The organism is Pinisolibacter sp., from assembly GCF_036782435.1.
GTDB lineage: Bacteria > Pseudomonadota > Alphaproteobacteria > Rhizobiales > Ancalomicrobiaceae > CALBKH01.
The window spans coordinates 13,707-28,625 of sequence record NZ_DAIPZB010000028.1; the positions used below are offsets into that span (position 1 = coordinate 13,707).

Annotated in this window: 23 protein-coding genes; 12 read left to right on the plus strand and 11 right to left on the minus strand. The window is 68.1% G+C overall.

The features are described 5' to 3' along the window. Positions 1–32: 32 nt before the first annotated feature. The 6 genes from V7Q42_RS13190 to hemP form a co-directional block, all read right to left on the minus strand. Complete coding sequence (locus V7Q42_RS13190) at positions 33–572, minus strand: hypothetical protein (RefSeq protein WP_333824554.1); 540 nt, start codon at positions 570–572, stop codon at positions 33–35. Beyond that, the gene (locus V7Q42_RS13195) at positions 569–877 is read right to left on the minus strand and encodes a hypothetical protein (RefSeq protein ID WP_333824555.1); all 309 of its coding nucleotides are present in this window, start codon (positions 875–877) and stop codon (positions 569–571) included. The genes V7Q42_RS13190 and V7Q42_RS13195 overlap by 4 nt, the downstream gene beginning before the upstream one ends. Before the next feature lie 195 nt (positions 878–1,072). After that, positions 1,073–1,291 carry a hypothetical protein gene (locus V7Q42_RS13200; protein WP_333824556.1) on the minus strand — a complete coding sequence of 73 codons (219 nt, stop codon included), beginning with the start codon at positions 1,289–1,291 and terminating at the stop codon, positions 1,073–1,075. After that, entirely contained in the window at positions 1,288–2,010 is a 723-nt protein-coding gene (locus V7Q42_RS13205) for an ABC transporter ATP-binding protein (RefSeq protein ID WP_333824557.1), read from the minus strand. Before V7Q42_RS13205 ends, V7Q42_RS13200 begins: the two co-directional genes overlap by 4 nt. A gap of 297 nt (positions 2,011–2,307) precedes the next feature. Continuing rightward, positions 2,308–2,634: an antibiotic biosynthesis monooxygenase family protein gene (locus V7Q42_RS13210; RefSeq protein WP_333824558.1), complete on the minus strand. Its 327-nt coding sequence runs from the start codon at positions 2,632–2,634 to the stop codon at positions 2,308–2,310. A gap of 38 nt (positions 2,635–2,672) precedes the next feature. Then, on the minus strand, positions 2,673–2,855 hold the full coding sequence (gene hemP, locus V7Q42_RS13215; RefSeq protein ID WP_333824559.1) for a hemin uptake protein HemP: 183 nt from the start codon (positions 2,853–2,855) through the stop codon (positions 2,673–2,675). Between the two features lie 130 nt (positions 2,856–2,985). On the opposite strand from hemP, the gene V7Q42_RS13220 reads away from it, so the two are divergent. Then, complete coding sequence (locus V7Q42_RS13220) at positions 2,986–3,141, plus strand: hypothetical protein (RefSeq protein ID WP_333824560.1); 156 nt, start codon at positions 2,986–2,988, stop codon at positions 3,139–3,141. A gap of 100 nt (positions 3,142–3,241) precedes the next feature. On the opposite strand, the gene V7Q42_RS13225 is transcribed toward V7Q42_RS13220, so the two are convergent. The 3 genes from V7Q42_RS13225 to fldA all read right to left on the minus strand — a co-directional run bounded on the left by V7Q42_RS13225 (position 3,242) and on the right by fldA (position 5,480). Next, positions 3,242–4,381: a DUF2325 domain-containing protein gene (locus tag V7Q42_RS13225; protein ID WP_333824561.1), complete on the minus strand. Its 1,140-nt coding sequence runs from the start codon at positions 4,379–4,381 to the stop codon at positions 3,242–3,244. 236 nt (positions 4,382–4,617) lie between these two features. After that, positions 4,618–5,019, minus strand: a complete 402-nt coding sequence (locus tag V7Q42_RS13230) for a DUF2023 family protein (RefSeq protein ID WP_333824562.1) — start codon at positions 5,017–5,019, stop codon at positions 4,618–4,620. Next, positions 4,998–5,480 carry a flavodoxin FldA gene (gene fldA / locus V7Q42_RS13235; protein WP_333824563.1) on the minus strand — a complete coding sequence of 161 codons (483 nt, stop codon included), beginning with the start codon at positions 5,478–5,480 and terminating at the stop codon, positions 4,998–5,000. Before fldA ends, V7Q42_RS13230 begins: the two co-directional genes overlap by 22 nt. Positions 5,481–5,873: 393 nt before the next feature. Here fldA and V7Q42_RS13240 point away from each other — a divergent pair, with 393 nt between their 5' ends. From V7Q42_RS13240 to V7Q42_RS13280, 9 genes are read left to right on the plus strand one after another with little or no spacing between them, the layout of a single operon-like run. Beyond that, positions 5,874–6,110 (plus strand): FeoA family protein, encoded by a 237-nt coding sequence (locus V7Q42_RS13240; protein WP_333824564.1) that lies wholly within the window; start codon positions 5,874–5,876, stop codon positions 6,108–6,110. Then, positions 6,107–8,449, plus strand: coding sequence for a Fe(2+) transporter permease subunit FeoB (gene feoB / locus V7Q42_RS13245; protein ID WP_333824565.1), 2,343 nt, complete (start codon positions 6,107–6,109; stop codon positions 8,447–8,449). Before V7Q42_RS13240 ends, feoB begins: the two co-directional genes overlap by 4 nt. 9 nt (positions 8,450–8,458) lie before the next feature. Next, positions 8,459–8,716: a FeoC-like transcriptional regulator gene (locus V7Q42_RS13250; RefSeq protein ID WP_333824566.1), complete on the plus strand. Its 258-nt coding sequence runs from the start codon at positions 8,459–8,461 to the stop codon at positions 8,714–8,716. A gap of 16 nt (positions 8,717–8,732) precedes the next feature. Then, on the plus strand, positions 8,733–9,257 hold the full coding sequence (locus V7Q42_RS13255; RefSeq protein WP_333824567.1) for a hypothetical protein: 525 nt from the start codon (positions 8,733–8,735) through the stop codon (positions 9,255–9,257). Continuing rightward, positions 9,254–9,601, plus strand: coding sequence for a cation transporter (locus V7Q42_RS13260; protein ID WP_333824568.1), 348 nt, complete (start codon positions 9,254–9,256; stop codon positions 9,599–9,601). Before V7Q42_RS13255 ends, V7Q42_RS13260 begins: the two co-directional genes overlap by 4 nt. Positions 9,602–9,617: 16 nt before the next feature. Further along, a complete protein-coding gene (locus V7Q42_RS13265) occupies positions 9,618–9,974 on the plus strand; it encodes a hypothetical protein (protein ID WP_333824569.1) in 357 nt (118 codons plus the stop codon). After that, the gene (locus tag V7Q42_RS13270; protein ID WP_333824570.1) at positions 9,971–10,324 is read left to right on the plus strand and encodes a hypothetical protein; all 354 of its coding nucleotides are present in this window, start codon (positions 9,971–9,973) and stop codon (positions 10,322–10,324) included. The genes V7Q42_RS13265 and V7Q42_RS13270 overlap by 4 nt, the downstream gene beginning before the upstream one ends. Then, positions 10,269–10,619: a YtxH domain-containing protein gene (locus V7Q42_RS13275; protein ID WP_333824571.1), complete on the plus strand. Its 351-nt coding sequence runs from the start codon at positions 10,269–10,271 to the stop codon at positions 10,617–10,619. Before V7Q42_RS13270 ends, V7Q42_RS13275 begins: the two co-directional genes overlap by 56 nt. Continuing rightward, positions 10,616–12,694: a heavy metal translocating P-type ATPase gene (locus V7Q42_RS13280; protein ID WP_333824572.1), complete on the plus strand. Its 2,079-nt coding sequence runs from the start codon at positions 10,616–10,618 to the stop codon at positions 12,692–12,694. Before V7Q42_RS13275 ends, V7Q42_RS13280 begins: the two co-directional genes overlap by 4 nt. An 85-nt stretch (positions 12,695–12,779) precedes the next feature. Here the strand turns inward: V7Q42_RS13280 and V7Q42_RS13285 are convergent, their stop codons facing one another. Further along, positions 12,780–13,202 carry a hypothetical protein gene (locus V7Q42_RS13285; protein WP_333824610.1) on the minus strand — a complete coding sequence of 141 codons (423 nt, stop codon included), beginning with the start codon at positions 13,200–13,202 and terminating at the stop codon, positions 12,780–12,782. Between V7Q42_RS13285 and V7Q42_RS13290 the strand changes: the two genes are divergently transcribed. Together V7Q42_RS13290 and V7Q42_RS13295 are read left to right on the plus strand one after the other, a co-directional pair. Further along, positions 13,122–13,334, plus strand: a complete 213-nt coding sequence (locus V7Q42_RS13290) for a helix-turn-helix domain-containing protein (protein WP_333824573.1) — start codon at positions 13,122–13,124, stop codon at positions 13,332–13,334. The genes V7Q42_RS13285 and V7Q42_RS13290 overlap by 81 nt on opposite strands. Positions 13,335–13,647: 313 nt before the next feature. Beyond that, positions 13,648–13,992, plus strand: a complete 345-nt coding sequence (locus V7Q42_RS13295; RefSeq protein WP_333824574.1) for a transcriptional repressor TraM — start codon at positions 13,648–13,650, stop codon at positions 13,990–13,992. Between the two features lie 10 nt (positions 13,993–14,002). Here V7Q42_RS13295 and V7Q42_RS13300 read toward each other — a convergent pair whose 3' ends face one another. Continuing rightward, on the minus strand, positions 14,003–14,707 hold the full coding sequence (locus tag V7Q42_RS13300) for an autoinducer binding domain-containing protein (protein ID WP_333824575.1): 705 nt from the start codon (positions 14,705–14,707) through the stop codon (positions 14,003–14,005). Positions 14,708–14,919: the final 212 nt, after the last annotated feature.

Here is a 14,919-nt window from a genome sequence, read left to right on the forward strand (position 1 = left end):
CCGCTCTCGTCTCCTGCCCGGAAGGTCGGCGATCAGGCCGGCCGCCGCAGCACCGCCTCCGGTGCGCCGGCCATGATCGTCGCGGCGAGGCCCTCGCGCAGTTCGAGCCAGCGAGCGGCGCTCGCCGCGTCGAAGCCGGGGTGCTTGGAGGCGCGGCCGATGCGGACGAACTCCTCGCTCATCGCCCCGTCGACCACGGCATAGGTCTGCCTCGCCCCGGCGATGGTGATCTCGAACCACAGACGCCCGGCGACCGCTTCGGGCGCGTCGGGCGCGTCGAGCGGCGCCAGGGCCTCGTCGACGACATAGGCGCGGCGGCTCACCGCCCGCGTCACCATCTCGATCGCGTCGCGCAGACCGGGGCCGGGGAAGGCGGTGCGCAGCGAGATTTCGGCGCGCTCCGGCACGCGGCCGGGCGAGAGATCGGCGAGCGCGAGCTGCAGCAGGCGGAAGCCCAGGGCGACGCCGCCGATGCTGGTGCGGCCGTGGTAACGGATGCAGTCGTCGTAAGTGATCGCCAGCTCGGTGCCGTGATCGAGGATTCGGATGGGAGCGTTCCAGGTCGAGGTCATGGCGTGACGATCTCCGTCGAGGTGAAGAGGGCATCGGCCGGGGCGCCGAGCAGCCGGCCGATGAGGGCGTGTTTGGCGATCTGGTAGCGTTCGAGTTCCTCCGGCGTGCCGCGTCCATCCTGGTGACGGGCGATCATGGCGACGAAGTCCTCGCCGAAGAAACCGGGTCGCAGGGCGTAGCCGCGGCGGCGGCCTGCGATCGCCACTTCGAACCAGAAGCGTCCGCCGGGCGCCGGCAGGACGTCGGGCGGACCGGCCTGCGGATCGACGGTCAGGCGGCCGCGGGTGCGGGCGCGGGTGATCATCTCGACGCAGTCGACGATGCCGTCCGCCGTTCGCGGGTCGTCTCAGTCGAGGGTGAAGGTGATCGGCGCGATCAGGTCCTTGCCGACGTCGATGCGCTTCTTGAGCATCCCGGCCTCGATCATGAACTCCTGGTCGGCGGCGAGATTGGCGACGTCCCGATCTGTGGCCTTCAGGGTGAAGTCGTACCAGCCGCATCATGCGGCGCGCGTCGTCGAGCGAGATCTTCTGCTCGGCGGCGGCCAACGCCAGCGCCTGCTGGGCACCTGACGTGATCTCCGGGCGCTCGGCTTGACGCCGAAGGGCGCGGCGACAGAGGTGATGGCGATCCTGTCGAGCTTCTCGGCGGCGACGGCGGGGCCGGCGATGAGGGCGAGAACTACGGCGAGCGCGCCGAAGCGGAAGGGGATTCTCATCGGTTGAAGCTCCTGTGGAGCTCAGATGCGGCGTCGCTGGCGACGGGAAGCGTGTCCGCCTCGAGGCCGGCGAGGATTTCGGCGCGGAGTGCCACCACCGTCGGGTCGTCGGCGCGGCGTGGGCGGGGAAGGTCGACGGTGAGGGTCGCGGCGATGCGGCCGCGCTCGATGCGGTGGATGCGGTCGGCGAGCAGCACCGCCTCCTCGACGTCGTGAGTGACGAAGACGACGGTCGGCCAGCGCGCCGTCCACAGATCGACCAGATCCATCTGCAACCGGCGGCGGGTCAGCGCATCGAGTGAGGCGAAGGGCTCGTCGAGCAGCAGCAGGTCGGGATCGCTGACCAGGGCGCGGGCGAGGCCGACGCGGCTCGCCATGCCGCCAGACAGCCGATGCGGCAGGACACGCTCCACGCCGGTGAGGCCGATCATCGCCAGGGCGGCTTCGACCTGCGCCGCGACCTCGCCGCGTGGTAGGCGTCCGGCCAGCGCGAAGCCGATGCGCGGCGGCGGCGGCGTCGGATCGGTCGGCCGGATCGTCCCCGACGACGGCTGCAGCAGTCCGCCGAGCAGGCGCAACAGAGTGGTCTTGCCGCAGCCGGAGCGGCCGACCAGCACGGTGAAGCTGCCGCGTTCGAAACCGAGAGTCACCTCGTCCAGCCCGACGACGACGCCGTCGCGGCTCTGCCAGCGACGTAACAGACCCTCACAGACGAGCATCGCGCGTCGCCTCCTCGGGATCGGCCCAAGGGGCGCGCGGAACGTCGTTCGCCCTCCCTTGGCCCGCCATCCCAGCCCCACGGCGAACAGCGGCCCTTTTCGAGCCGCCACCAAAGCGGCCTTCTGCACGCCGGTCAATGGCGGTTGCATCGGTTCGCTTCGGCGGGGCGAAGCTTCGCCGGGTAGGTCGCGATCTCGTGGACTCTCGGGCGTCTTGCCGAAGAACACGCGCATCGCGTTTCTCCCGATCGGGACGACGGGATTTCGCCGTCACCGAGGTCGGTTCGCCGAGAACCGTCAGCCGACATCCGGCGCGGCGATGGTGAAGACCGCGTCGAACCCTTCGAATTCCGACGGCCCGGTCATCAGGGCGGCGAAGCTCTCCGCACCGCGATGGGAGGCGACGAAATCGTCCGACCGCGTCCAGGTCTCGAAAGCGGCGCGGTTCGCCCAGACGGTGTGGGTGGCGTAGAGGGTGTGATCGCCGCGTGTAGCGTCACGCAGGAGATGAAAGCCGAGGAAGCCGGTCTGTTGCAGCAAGCGACTCTCGCGCGCCTTCCAGCGGGTCTCGAATTCGACCTCGCGGCCTTCGGCGATGCGAAAGCGATTCATGGCGATGAACATGGCGGTTACTTTCTGTCGGACAGGGCCGTCGGGGACCGTCACTTGGTCAAGATCAGGCGGCGCTTCGAAGTGATGCGCAGCCGATAGGTGTCGCCCTCGTGCAGGATGAGCGCCTCGCGCCCCTGCCCGACCAGCGTCTCGATGGACCAGACGGGCGGGCCGATCTCGACGCCGCGTCGAGTGTCGTCGGGATCGACCGGTCGACGTTCCTTTGAGGTCATGCTTGGCGAGCTCCACGATGTCGCGACACCCCCTTCCCGAAGTGATGCCGCTGCGACCGGGAGGGCTTCTCCGATCATCGAGTTCTGTTATATTGCTATTGCGAAGCAGTCGCAACAACGACGACACCTCATGGAGATCAGCATGATCACGGATGTGCCCGACGCAGATCGTTCCGAGGGTCTGGGCGCAAGGACACCGCCGACCGAGCAAGCGACTTTCTGCGGTGTCATCGCCGGCGTCTTTCGTCTCGTCGATCGCGTGATCGCCGAAGTCGCCGGTGAATGACGTCGCTTCGGCGGCGCCGGGACGGCTCGTGACGAGTGTGGCGTGGCGGATCCGGTGAGGGCGCACCGGACCCGCCACGAGGCTCGCCTGCCCACGGGGGTCAGGAGGCGAGATCTCCGAGGACATCGACGAGCGAACCGAGGCCGCTCGAGCGCAGAGCGCGGAACGGCATGGCGCGGCGCTCGCACAACCGCTTCACACAGTTGATGGCGTTGTGACTGACGCAGTCGACGGGGAAGACGACGGCATCCGCCCCCATCAGAGTGTTCTCCAACTCGGCGACCGACTGTTCGAGCCCGCCGTCGTGATGGAGCAGGCAACCGTTGCAGCGTTCGACCAGGCGCTTGGCGTGGGACACCGTGCTCTTCCGGCCGCCGACGTAGAGGATGCGCCGCCCGGCGAGATCGACCCGGATCTCATCGGCGCTCTCCTCGGTCTCCGGAGCGATCGTCTGGAGGGCCCGTTCGGCACGCGCCAGCTCCATCAGCAGATCGCGGTTCTCGTCCTGGAGCCGACGGCGTTCGGCGGTGCCTTCCGAGAGGAGCCTTCCCTTCTCGTCGAGGTCGCGTTCCATCGCCACCAGGCGACGCGTCGCCTCCTCCACCGACAGAGTCAGTCGCCGGATCTCGTCGCCGTCGATTTGGGCGCTCAATCGCGCACATTCGGTGGTGGCCACGGTCGCCGCGCGTTCGGCTTCGCCGAGTAACCCGACGAGGCGGCCGATCTCCGCGTCGCGGGACGTCACCGCCTCGAGGCGGTCCAGTTCCGAGCGACGCAATCTGTCGGAGAGCTGGTCGCGCTCGCGGGTGAGCGTCGCGAGCGCCCGCAACTCTCCCCGATGGGAGGCGCCGGTGAGGTGCGACACCATGTGGACCTCGCCGAAGAGCCGCGTCTCGAGCGCCTCGTCGAGGGCCGGGTGGGTCATCGCCGCCCAGTAGGCCGAAGCGACTTCGCCCTTCTCTACCGCCTCGTCCCAGGCTCTTCCCAGTTCGGCGACGTCGCGGCAGCGCGAGAACCGCCGCACGGTGCCCTCGTGCTCGCTCTCCAACATCTTCTGGAGGATGCGCCCGACACGCCCGTCGATCTTGGCGTCATGGACGAAATAGCCATGGAGTTCGTAGTCGTTGAGCGTTTCGGCGCCGACGTAGAGACCGAGCCGGACGGCGGTGCGGCGCAGGTCGCCGAGGCGTAGACAGGTGCCGATGACGGAACACTGCCAGCCGTTGGGCAATTCCCACAAACGCCGTCGACGCCCTTCGCGCGAACGCGTCGATACCGGGTCATGCCCCTCCGCCACGGGAAGCGGCAGCGTCGCCGCCGATCGGTCGGCCGATGGCGCGAACACCGAAGTCGGCGATCCGGCCATGACCGCAACTTCGGTCGCGCCGCCGCCGTTGGAACGCCTGATCAGACCATCCGGTCTACGGCACTTCGGACACATGACGCGATCTCCTCACTCTGGTCTCCGGCCGATGCTCAATGGAGAACGCCCACGGGGGCTTCTGCCGGTTCGGCCGGCTGAACTGCCGCCGTTTCCACCCGTGCGAGATAGCGCAGGCACTGCTGCTCGCGGTCGTAGCCGAGCAAAATGCCCAACATGAAGTCCTGTTCGTCGGTCAGATCGCAGAGGCGTCGCTCGAGCAGCCGTCGCGCGGTGGCGACGGCCGACGGGCGGCCGAACACGACATTGACCTTGTTGCGACAGGCGCGTTGCACATGATGGGGTGTGCCCGAGCCGACGAGTTCGGTGACGACGGTGCCGGCCCCCTCGGACGACAGCGTCATCATGGCCAAGGGGCGGAGCCCCTTGGCGAGTTCGTAGAGATGGTGATAGAAGATCTTCAGCGTCGCCGCCGTCAGATCAGAGCGGCGATCCATGCCTCGATCCTCGGGTTGGTCTTGGAGGACTGCGTATCGGGGTCGAGCGCCAGGCCGACAAAGCGGCCGTCGCGCTCGGCGGTCGACGCGATGTGGGAATACCCGGTCGTGTCGGTGAAGCCGACCACCGTCGCCCCGCGCTCGACCACGATGTCGTAGAGGATGCCCATGGCGTCGACGAAGCTCTCCGGATAGGTCTCCTGATCTCCGGTGCCGAAGAGCGCGATGCGGCGCCCGGCGAGGTTCGCTTCCTGGAGTTTGTCGAGATGGGCCTCCCAGTCGGCCTGGAGGTCACCGTTGCCATAGGTCGGCGAGCCGAGGATCAGCAGGTTGCAGGTTTCGAAGTCCGCCGTTGCGGCGTCCTTGATGTCGATGACACGTCCCTGCACGCGCTTGGCGATGCGCGAGGCCACCGCCTTGGTCGCTCCGCCATCGGAGCCGTAGATCACATTCACGCTCATACCGTCTTCTCGTCCTGGTGTGCGTAGGCGGGTTCGACCCTGCGCGGGGGCAGAGTCGCGGCGAAGCGTGGGCAAGACCATCATTGAATAATTGCGAATGACTTGCAATTGCATATTTTAAGAGAGCGGGACTGGCGACACTACGACGTGGGAGGAGGTCGTCGGTCGGGCATGGTTCGCCGCCCCTACTTCACCGGCCGGAAACGATGGTGATCGCGAGCGCGATTGATTTGCATCATGGCCGACGGTGCTGAGGCGGCGCAGGTTCCGCATGCGTGCAGGCAGCCAGTTTGGGCATCGACCTCGCCAGCCACCCGGCCACGCTCCCGACAACCCGACGACATCGCCAGGGCTCATTGCGCCCGACGATGATCGTCGCGAGGAGGAGCGATCGTGTCCCTTTCCATTCGTTCGATGAAGCCCGGCGACAGTGCCCGCATCGTCGGTCTGTCGCGCGGCGATCGCGGCTATCGCCAACGGCTCCTCGCCATGGGGCTGACGCCCGGTGTCGCCTTCACGCTGAAGCGGGTCGCGCCGCTCGGCGATCCGATCGAGATCTCCGTCCGTGACTTCGCCCTGACGCTGCGCCGGGACGAGGCCTCCGTCCTCGAGCTGGAGCGCGTGTCATGAGTGGGCGCGAACGTCATACCGTCGCCGTCGTCGGCAATCCCAATTGCGGCAAGACCACGCTCTTCAACCTCCTCACCGGCGCCACCCAGAAGGTCGGTAACTGGCCGGGGGTGACGGTGGAGAAGAAGGTCGGCTCCTACGCCTTCCATGGGCAGATCTACGATCTCGTCGACCTGCCGGGCGTCTACATGATCGGCGCCGTCGGGCGCGGTGCGGAGGACGAGCGGGTCGCCCGCGACTACGTCCTCTCCGGCGAGGCGAAGGTGGTGGTCGACATCGTCGACGCCTCCAACCTCGAACGCAATCTCTACCTGACTGCCCAGCTCTGCGAACTCGGCGTGCCGATCGTCGTCGTGCTCAACATGGTCGATCTCGCCGAGCGTGGCGGCGTGGCGATCGACGCGACGGCGCTGTCGCGCGCCCTCGGTTGTCCGGTCGTCCCCTTCGTCGCCAGCCGCGGCCTCGGCGCCGAGGACCTGAAGACCGCCGTCGCCGAGGCGGTGTCGGCGGCGCGCGCGCCCCGCCTGCGGCCGGACCACACGGCATCGGTTCGCGCCGGCGTCGCCGATCTCGCGCCGAAGCTCGTCACCGAGGCCGCCCGCTCCGGCATCCCCGCCGACTGGCTGGCGCTCAAGCTGATCGAGGGCGACGACCGCGCCGAGGCGCTCGCCGCCGGCCGGCTCGACGCGGAGATCGCCGCCGCCCGCGCCGCGATCGAGGAGCAGGACGGCGACGAGGCCGACATCGTCGTCGCCGACGGCCGCTATCGCTTGGTCGGGGCGTTGATGGAGGCGGCACATCGCCGGACGCGGCGGCTCTCCGCCTCGTTCACCCAGATGCTCGACCGGATCGTGCTCGACCGTTTCCTCGGCGTGCCGATCTTCCTCTTCATGATGTATCTGATGTTCCTCTTCACCATCTCGGTCGGCGGCGTCTTCGTCGACTTCTTCGATCAGGCGATGGGGGCGATCGCGGTCGACGCGGTCGGGAACGGCCTCGCCGCGATCGGCGCGCCGGAATGGCTGCAGGCGATCGCCAAGGGCCTCGGCAGCGGCATCCAGACGCTGTCGACCTTCATTCCGATCATCGCCTGCCTGTTCCTGTTTCTTTCGGTCCTCGAAGACTCCGGCTACATGGCGCGGGCGGCTTTCGTCATGGATCGGCTGATGCGGGCGATCGGTCTGCCGGGCAAATCCTTCGTGCCGTTGATCGTCGGCTTCGGCTGCAACGTCCCAGCGATCATGGCGACGCGGACGCTGGAGAGCCGCCGCGACCGCATCATGACCTCGATGATGGCGCCCTTCGTCTCCTGCGGCGCGCGGCTGCCGGTCTTCGCCCTCTTCGCCGCCGCCTTCTTCCCGACGAGCGGACAGAACGTCGTCTTCGCCCTCTATCTCGCCGGCCTCGGCTTCGCCGTGCTCACCGGCCTGATCCTGAAGTCGACGCTGCTGCCGGGCGAGCCGACACCCTTCGTCATGGAGCTGCCGCCCTATCACGTGCCGACCGGCCGGACCGTGCTCCTCCAGGCTTGGCAGCGGCTCTCCGACTTCATCTTCCGCGCCGGCCAGGTGATCGTGCCGATCGTCATGGTGCTGAGCGTGCTCGCCGCCATGGGAACCGACGGTTCGATCGGCAAGGAGAACACCAAGGATTCCGTCCTCGCGGTGATCAGTCGCGAATTGGTGCCGGTATTCGAGCCGATGGGCGTGCGTGAAGAGAACTGGCCGGCAGCGGTCGGGCTCTTCACCGGCATCTTCGCCAAGGAGGCGGTCGTCGGCACGCTCAACGCCCTCTACGCCCAGCTCGGCGAGGACGAGGCCGGCGAAGCCAAGGCGGAAGCGGACGAGGCGCCGGCCTCGCTCTCCGACAAGCTGCAAGCGGCCGTCGCCACCATCCCGGCCAAGGCCTCCGAACTCGGTGGGGCACTGCTCGATCCGCTCGGCATCGACGTCGGCTATGTCGGCGACGAGGCGGCGGCGGCCGAGAAGCTGAAGGTCGCGGGTCGCACCTTCGGCGCCATGCAGGCGCGCTTCGACGGGCTCGCCGGGGCCTTCGCCTACATGCTGCTGATCCTGCTCTATACGCCCTGCGTCGCCGCGCTCGGCGCCATCCGGCACGAACTCGGCCTCGGCTGGACCGCCTTCTCCACGGTTTGGAACAGCGCCGTCGGTTGGCTGGTGGCGGTCGGCTTCTATCAGGCGGCGACTTACCCCCGCGATCCGGCGACGGCGACCTTCTGGCTGACGATCGTGGCGGCGAGCTTCGCCGTCGCGGTCGGATCGATGTGGGCGGTCGGACGGCTCCAGGTCCGTCGCCTGATGGCGCAGCCGGCGGAATAGGAGGATCGGATGCTCACCCTGTCCGCGCTCAGGGCGCATCTCGTCGAGCGAGGCTCGGCCTCGCTCGACGAACTGGCGCTCCACTTCGACGCCGATCCCGCCGCGGTGCGCGATGCGCTGGGACGGTTCGAAGCCAAGGGGCGCGTTGCCCGGCTGGCGGAGACGGCGCGTTGCGGCAGCTGTTCCGGCCACGACTGCCACGCGACGGAGATCTGGGAATGGCGGGAGGGCGCAAGCTCGCCCGCGCCCGGATTCCGAAACCAGTGAAGGGAAAGGCTGCTCCATGATGCGCAACCGGACCGCCTCGATCGCGTCCCATGTCCCCGGTCGCCTGCGGCTTCGCCACGCCGCGCTCGGCCGAGCGACCGTCGTCACCAGCGTCGTGGAGGCGCTCGCCGCGCGCCCGGGCGTCACCTCGGTGACCGGCAACCCGCGTACCGCCGGGATCCTCGTCCTCTACGACGGCGCCGTCCTGACGCCGCGCGAGGCGGAAGACCTCGCCTGGACTTCCCTGGTCGAGATCGCCGGGTTCGAGGGGGGCGAGCCGTCGATCGAGGATCCCGATCTCGACGAGCGGAACGCCCCTCGGGTCGATACCGCCGCGCCGCCACGCCCGTCGGCACGCACCCGCTTCGCTACGACCTATCGCAGAATCCGCGTGCCGGTGAACGTCGCGATGCTCGCCACCCTCGGCGGATCGCTCCTGGCGCTCGGTATCGGCCGTAAGGCCCATGCCGCGCTCGGCGTCGCCCATCTCGGCGTCCTCGCCCTCCATCTCGTCCAGTATCGCCGGAGGCTGATGTCGTGAACGCACCGCTGCGAACCGATCCGACGGATCTTCTGCTGCGCGCCGGCGAAGTCTTGACGATCGCTCATCACATCCCCGGCCGCATCCGCCTGAAGCTCGCCGACGAGGCGGCCGCGGCAGCGGTTCTCGCCGGCGGCCGCTTCCCTACGCCGGAACGACTGCGCGCCGTCGTCGGCGTCCGCGCGGTGAAGGTCAACCTCCTCGCCCGCTCCTGCGTCGTCGACTACGACCCGTCCGCCGTTCCACCGATGGCCTGGGTCGACCTCCTCGCGGGCCGGCGCACGACGGCGTCGGCCCCGCTCATCGCAGCCCTCGCCGCTGCTTTCGCCGGCGCGACGGTCTGAAAGGAAAGGTGCAGCCATGGTCCCACTCCTCACCTTCGCAACCGGGCTGGTGATCGGCATCGCCGGTGTTCGTCTCCTCAGGTCGGCGACGCTCGATGCGAGCGCCACGCCATCGGCCGACGACATCGGCCAGAAGGCTCGCCAAGGCTTCGATCGCGCCCGCTCCGGCCTGCGCGAAGCGGCCGTCTCCGGCCTCACGGCGGTGGAGAGAACCTCCGCCGGCCTGCGTGAGAAGCTCGCGCCCGAGCCTTCCGCCCAGCCGTCCGCGACGGCCGAAGCCGAGGCTCCGGCAGAGGCGCCGCCCGCCGCAAAGCCCAAGGCCCGCCGGTCCCCGCGCAAGGCGGCGAAGAAGGCACCGGAGGCCGCGTCATGAAACGGCGCAAGGCCCGTGCCGCCGGTCGTGAAGCGCTCGGCGTCGTCTTCGCCCGCGGCTTCGTGGTGACGGCACTTCTCGAGGCAGCGCAGAGCCGGCCGCACGACGGTCGCCGCCTGCTGCGTCGCGCCCTGCAGGGCGGAGCGGCACTGGCGGCCGGCACCTCGGCCGCCGCCTCGCTCGGCCGTCGCGACTACCTCCCGGCGCTCGCCGCCGTCGCCGTCGGCGCCGCGACCATCGCGGCCGCCGAGATCCTCACCGATCCCACCCTCTTCGCATCACAGGAGACCGAACGTGGCCCGCAAGACCAAGAAGTGGAAGAAGCTGCAGCGCCGGCTGAAGGCGTTTGAAGGCCGCCTCGGCGGCAACGGCAACGGCTGGGGCGCCGGCATGAACGGTGGCAACGGCCTACTCGCTGGTCTCGGCGGCCTCCTGCCGTCGCGCCGCTCCGAACAGTTGCTGCTCGGTCTGGCGCTCGGCGCCGCCGGTGCCTGGGTGCTCTCCGACGCCGAGCTGCGCGGCAAGATCATGAAGGGGGCGATGCGCCTCTACGCCGGCATGGCGGCGGGACTCGAGGAGATGAAGGAGCAGGCCGAGGACCTGAAGGCCGAACTCGCCGCCGAACAGGCGGGTCCGATCGCATGACCTGCGCCGCCGAGCCCTTCGCCGTCGTCCATGCCGTCGCGGGCCGGGTGCGTCTGCGCCTGCCCTGCGGTGTCGACGGGGTTCGGCTCGCCCGCACCGCGACCGACGTCGACGGCGTGCTGAGGGCTCGCGCCAATGCGGCGGCGCGGTCGCTCGTCGTGACATTCGATCCAGAGCGCACCGACGTCGAGCGTCTGCGCCTCGCCTTCCGCAGCCGCGCGGCATCGGGTGAGGCGGGGGCGTGCCGGCGCCCCGATCAGAGCCTGATGGCGGTCGTCGGCAGTCTCGCCGCGACGGCCGGCGTCCATGTCGTGCCGATGGGCCTGCGCCTGCCGGCGGCACTGTCGACCACGGCGCCGCTTCTCGGTCACGCGATCGAGGATTGGCGGGCGAACGGCCTGACCTCGCACGGGCTCGAGGGGCTCGCCGTGGCGATCTCTCTGGCCCGCGCCGACTACACTGCCGCCACCACGACGGCCTTCATGCTGACGCTCGGCGAACATCTCGAGGAGAGTGTCGCCCGCCGCGCCGACGAGATGCTCGCCGGCCTGTTGCGCCCGACCGACGCCACTGTCTGGATCTTGCGCGACGGCGCCGAGATCTCGATCCCGCACGACGCCGTCACGGTCGGCGACAGCGTCGTCGTCGCGGCCGGGGCCGTCGTGCCCATCGACGGCACGGTGTTGTCCGGCGAAGCGATGGTCAACGAAGCAGTGATGACCGGCGAGAGCGTCTCGGTCGCCAAGGCGCGCGGCGACGCGGTCCTTTCCGGCACGCTCGTCGAGGAGGGACGGCTCGTCGTCTATGCCGAGCACGTCGGCCGCGAGACCGCCTCGGCCCGCATCGCCGACTACGTCGAGCAATGCCTCGGCGCCAAGAGCGAGGCGCAGCTCGAGGCGGCGCGGCTCGCCGACCGCCTCGTACCGTTGGTGCTGAAGCTCGCCGGCGGCGCCTTCCTCGTCTCCGGCGACTGGCGCCGCGCGGCCTCGGTGCTCCAGGCCGACTACGCCTGCGCGCTGAAGCTCGCCACGCCCGTCGCCTTCAAGTCGGCGATGTATGCGGCCGGGCGCTCCGGCATCCTGGTCAAGGGCGCGCAGGCGTTGGAGCGACTGGCGAGCGCCGACACCTTCGTCTTCGACAAGACGGGCACGCTGACCACCGGTCGGCTCGAGGTCACCGACGCCGTCACCTTCGATGCCCGCTATTCGCCGGACGATCTCGTCTGCCTCGCCGCCTCGGTCGAGGAGCATTATTTCCATCCTCTCGCCATGGCCGTCGTCACAGCGGCGCAGGCCACCGGTCACTATCATCACTTCGACCATCGCGAGGTCGAGTTCATCGTCGCCCACGGCGTCGCCAGTGTGGTCGACGGCAAACGCATCGTCGTCGGCTCGCGCCATTTCGTCGTCGAGGACGAGGGCATCGACGTCGCCCCGCACACGGAGGTGATCGATCGGCTCTACCGCGAGGGCAAGACGCTGCTCTACATCGGCTTCGGCGGCGAACTCATCGGCATCCTGGCGCTTCGCGACGGTGTCCGCGCGACGGCGGCGGCGACCATCGCCCGGCTGCGGGCGAGTGGCGCCAAACGCGTCCTGATGCTGACCGGCGATCACCGGGAGCGCGCCGCCGATCTCGCCGAGTGCCTCGGGCTCGACGGCTTTCACGCCGAGTTGATGCCGCACGACAAGGCGGCGATCGTCGAGCGTCTGGCGGCGGAGGGTGCCCGTATCGCCTTCGTCGGCGACGGCATCAACGATGCGCCGGCGCTGGCCGGGGCGCATGTCGGCATCGCCATGCAGTGCGGCGCCGACATCGCCCGGCTCACCGCCGACATCGCCCTGCTCGAGGACGACCTCGAACGCATCGCCGACGCCCGCGATATCGCCCTCGAGGCGATGCGCCGCATCGGCCGGAACTACCGTGCGACGGTGTGGCTCAACAGCGCCATCCTCGCCGCGGCCGCCTTCGGCATCCTGTCGCCGGTCGCCACCGCCGTCCTCCACAACGGCACCACCATCGGCATCCTGCTGGCATCGCTCAGGCAGCGACTGAAGCGCGCCGAGCACGCCTGAACCTTGAGTGTCGCTGGTTTCCGATTCCGATACGCCCTGGGAGGAGCATCCTTGAAGACATGATAGTCGGACAGCGTTCGCCGGTTCAGCGCTGCATGGATCGGAACGACGATCCGGGTCGACAGAGCTCCTCGCAGATCGCCTCCCATGCACCGCGGTCTTCCGGATCGTTGCCGACTCCCAAGGCCGCGGCGAGGAAGTCGAGGGGTTCCCAGTCGCGTGAACGTCGGGCGGCCGTAATCGCGGCTTCCGCCGCCGAAGCGCCTCGCCGCCACTTGTCGAGCTCTTCGTTGTCCATCGACGGCTGGCCCATTCGCTCGAGCTTCTGGGGGAAGCGAATCTCATACTCGCGACAAAGTAGCATCTCCGGATTCGAATAGGAACGATCATTCCTGGAATGATCGTTCCTATCTGATTTCTTGGAGCCATGAATCTCAACGAGATCGTGGCCGCAAATCTGCGTCGTATTCGCCACGAACGGCAACTGACGCAAGAAGAGTTGGCGCATCGCGCCGGTCTCAGCTCGCGATATGTCGGGTCGATCGAGCGCTCGGACGTGTCCGTGAGCATCACAATTCTGGGTCGATTGGCCGGGGCGCTCGAAATCGACCCGAAGGATCTCCTGAACCCATTGTCTTGAGTGCTCTCGACTTCTTCTCGTGCGAACGGTTGCTCGCTCGCCTGCCGTCTGGCGGATTCCCTCTCTCCCCTCTATGATGACGAGCAAGGCAGTACGCGCTGCCCCGGGGCGTGGAAACCCCTGTAGCTCGGCTGGTGCCGGCCGTTTCGGCACCGAGATCCTCTGGCTTGTGGCCGGGGGCCTGTGACGCATGTCCAGGTGCCTCGGTACTAAAGGTCATAGGGCCGCGGCTACACGGTTTCCAACCCCCGGCTAGGGGTCGAAGGATGACGTCTGCGGGGGCGCACCGCAGACCAAACCGTGGTCGAGCCTCATGGTTTCATGCTACGAGAACGCCGAAGAGGGACGATCCAACGATCCCCGGGTGGATGGCGTGACGGACCAATCGAAGGACGATCTCGAGCGTCGGACGATCGAGGCGGTGCGTCTGCACCGCGAGCTTCTTCGCAACGCCGAACATTACCATCGCTTATGGCGGAAGGCTGCCGAGTCGAACCCCGACATGGACGAACTGGGGGATCTGCGCGAGGCCTATCGCATGGCGCTCTTCGAGGCACAGGCCCAGCAGATGGCGCTCTCGATGCTCATAGATGAGTTGGGGTGGATCCCGACGCTCCCAGAGGACGACGACCTCCCATACGGAAAGGCCGGCCGTTGATTAACGCCCTTCAGATGAGGCCGTTCTCGAGGGCGATCCGGATCGCGTGTTTGATATCGCGGGCGCCGAGCTTGTCCCGTGCCTGCTCGAGGTAACCGCGAACAGTTCGCTCGCCGATACCGATCAATGCGGCCGTGTCCTTCATGGTCTTGCCGAAGGAGGCCCACGTCAGACAGAGAGTTTCGCGAGGGCTCAGGTCGAAAGTGAAGGCCACGAGGTCAGCTCCACCGAACTGATCGAGTTTGAGGTGGAGATAGGCGACGGCGGTGTGGGCGCGCCCGAGCTCGACCAGGCGGACCTTCTCCGGACGGAGCCGATCGGATGCGAAGGCGAGGATCGAGGTTCCGCCGAAGCCGACCTTGATCGGAATGGAGAGCCCGAACCGCAATCCGAACGCGGCCGCCTCGTGGAAGAACGACCAATCTCGGGATCCCCGACGAATCGCGGGATCGTCGTAAGACCAGCGCGTGATCTGCATCGAGCGTCGCGCCGCGGTGACAACGGGATCGCGCGCCGAATAGGCGTTGGCGAGGTAGTGGGACTGCCAAGCCTCGGGATAGTCTGAGAAGGCGGTCGCGCTTCGACCGCGTAGTTCCAAGAAGGCGAAGTAGTCGAAACCGACGCGATCTGTGAAAGCGCGCAGGGCGGCTCGAAGGGACCTTTCGTTGTGAGCGGCTTCGAGCTTGTCGAGGAGGTCGTCGAGATAAACCTCCATTGCTTTGTCCTCCGGGTTTCAATCAGAAATACTCTATGGCCGTCACTTCCTCATGTGAATGCGGCGAGACGACGACACCGTGTCTCGATCCGGAATATGGCGGATGGGTCTTGAATGGCGGCGCGCATTGTTTAGGCAAAGTGTCGGCGTGGAGAGCGAATACTCGGTGGTGAATTCGATCGGCTGCTTCACTCGGTGCCGTCTCACCGGCA

Bases quoted from the DNA above. Each gene is read 5' to 3' on its own strand.
- V7Q42_RS13190 (WP_333824554.1), bottom strand. From the start codon at position 572: ATGACCTCGACCTGGAACGCTCCCATCCGAATCCTCGATCACGGCACC.
- V7Q42_RS13195 (WP_333824555.1), bottom strand. From the start codon at position 877: ATGATCACCCGCGCCCGCACCCGCGGCCGCCTGACCGTCGATCCGCAG.
- V7Q42_RS13200 (WP_333824556.1), bottom strand. From the start codon at position 1,291: ATGAGAATCCCCTTCCGCTTCGGCGCGCTCGCCGTAGTTCTCGCCCTC.
- V7Q42_RS13205 (WP_333824557.1), bottom strand. From the start codon at position 2,010: ATGCTCGTCTGTGAGGGTCTGTTACGTCGCTGGCAGAGCCGCGACGGC.
- V7Q42_RS13210 (WP_333824558.1), bottom strand. From the start codon at position 2,634: ATGTTCATCGCCATGAATCGCTTTCGCATCGCCGAAGGCCGCGAGGTC.
- hemP (WP_333824559.1), bottom strand. From the start codon at position 2,855: ATGACCTCAAAGGAACGTCGACCGGTCGATCCCGACGACACTCGACGC.
- V7Q42_RS13220 (WP_333824560.1), top strand. From the start codon at position 2,986: ATGGAGATCAGCATGATCACGGATGTGCCCGACGCAGATCGTTCCGAG.
- V7Q42_RS13230 (WP_333824562.1), bottom strand. From the start codon at position 5,019: ATGGATCGCCGCTCTGATCTGACGGCGGCGACGCTGAAGATCTTCTAT.
- fldA (WP_333824563.1), bottom strand. From the start codon at position 5,480: ATGAGCGTGAATGTGATCTACGGCTCCGATGGCGGAGCGACCAAGGCG.
- feoB (WP_333824565.1), top strand. From the start codon at position 6,107: ATGAGTGGGCGCGAACGTCATACCGTCGCCGTCGTCGGCAATCCCAAT.
- V7Q42_RS13250 (WP_333824566.1), top strand. From the start codon at position 8,459: ATGCTCACCCTGTCCGCGCTCAGGGCGCATCTCGTCGAGCGAGGCTCG.
- V7Q42_RS13255 (WP_333824567.1), top strand. From the start codon at position 8,733: ATGATGCGCAACCGGACCGCCTCGATCGCGTCCCATGTCCCCGGTCGC.
- V7Q42_RS13265 (WP_333824569.1), top strand. From the start codon at position 9,618: ATGGTCCCACTCCTCACCTTCGCAACCGGGCTGGTGATCGGCATCGCC.
- V7Q42_RS13270 (WP_333824570.1), top strand. From the start codon at position 9,971: ATGAAACGGCGCAAGGCCCGTGCCGCCGGTCGTGAAGCGCTCGGCGTC.
- V7Q42_RS13280 (WP_333824572.1), top strand. From the start codon at position 10,616: ATGACCTGCGCCGCCGAGCCCTTCGCCGTCGTCCATGCCGTCGCGGGC.
- V7Q42_RS13290 (WP_333824573.1), top strand. From the start codon at position 13,122: ATGAATCTCAACGAGATCGTGGCCGCAAATCTGCGTCGTATTCGCCAC.
- V7Q42_RS13285 (WP_333824610.1), bottom strand. From the start codon at position 13,202: ATGCGCCAACTCTTCTTGCGTCAGTTGCCGTTCGTGGCGAATACGACG.
- V7Q42_RS13295 (WP_333824574.1), top strand. From the start codon at position 13,648: ATGGTTTCATGCTACGAGAACGCCGAAGAGGGACGATCCAACGATCCC.
- V7Q42_RS13300 (WP_333824575.1), bottom strand. From the start codon at position 14,707: ATGGAGGTTTATCTCGACGACCTCCTCGACAAGCTCGAAGCCGCTCAC.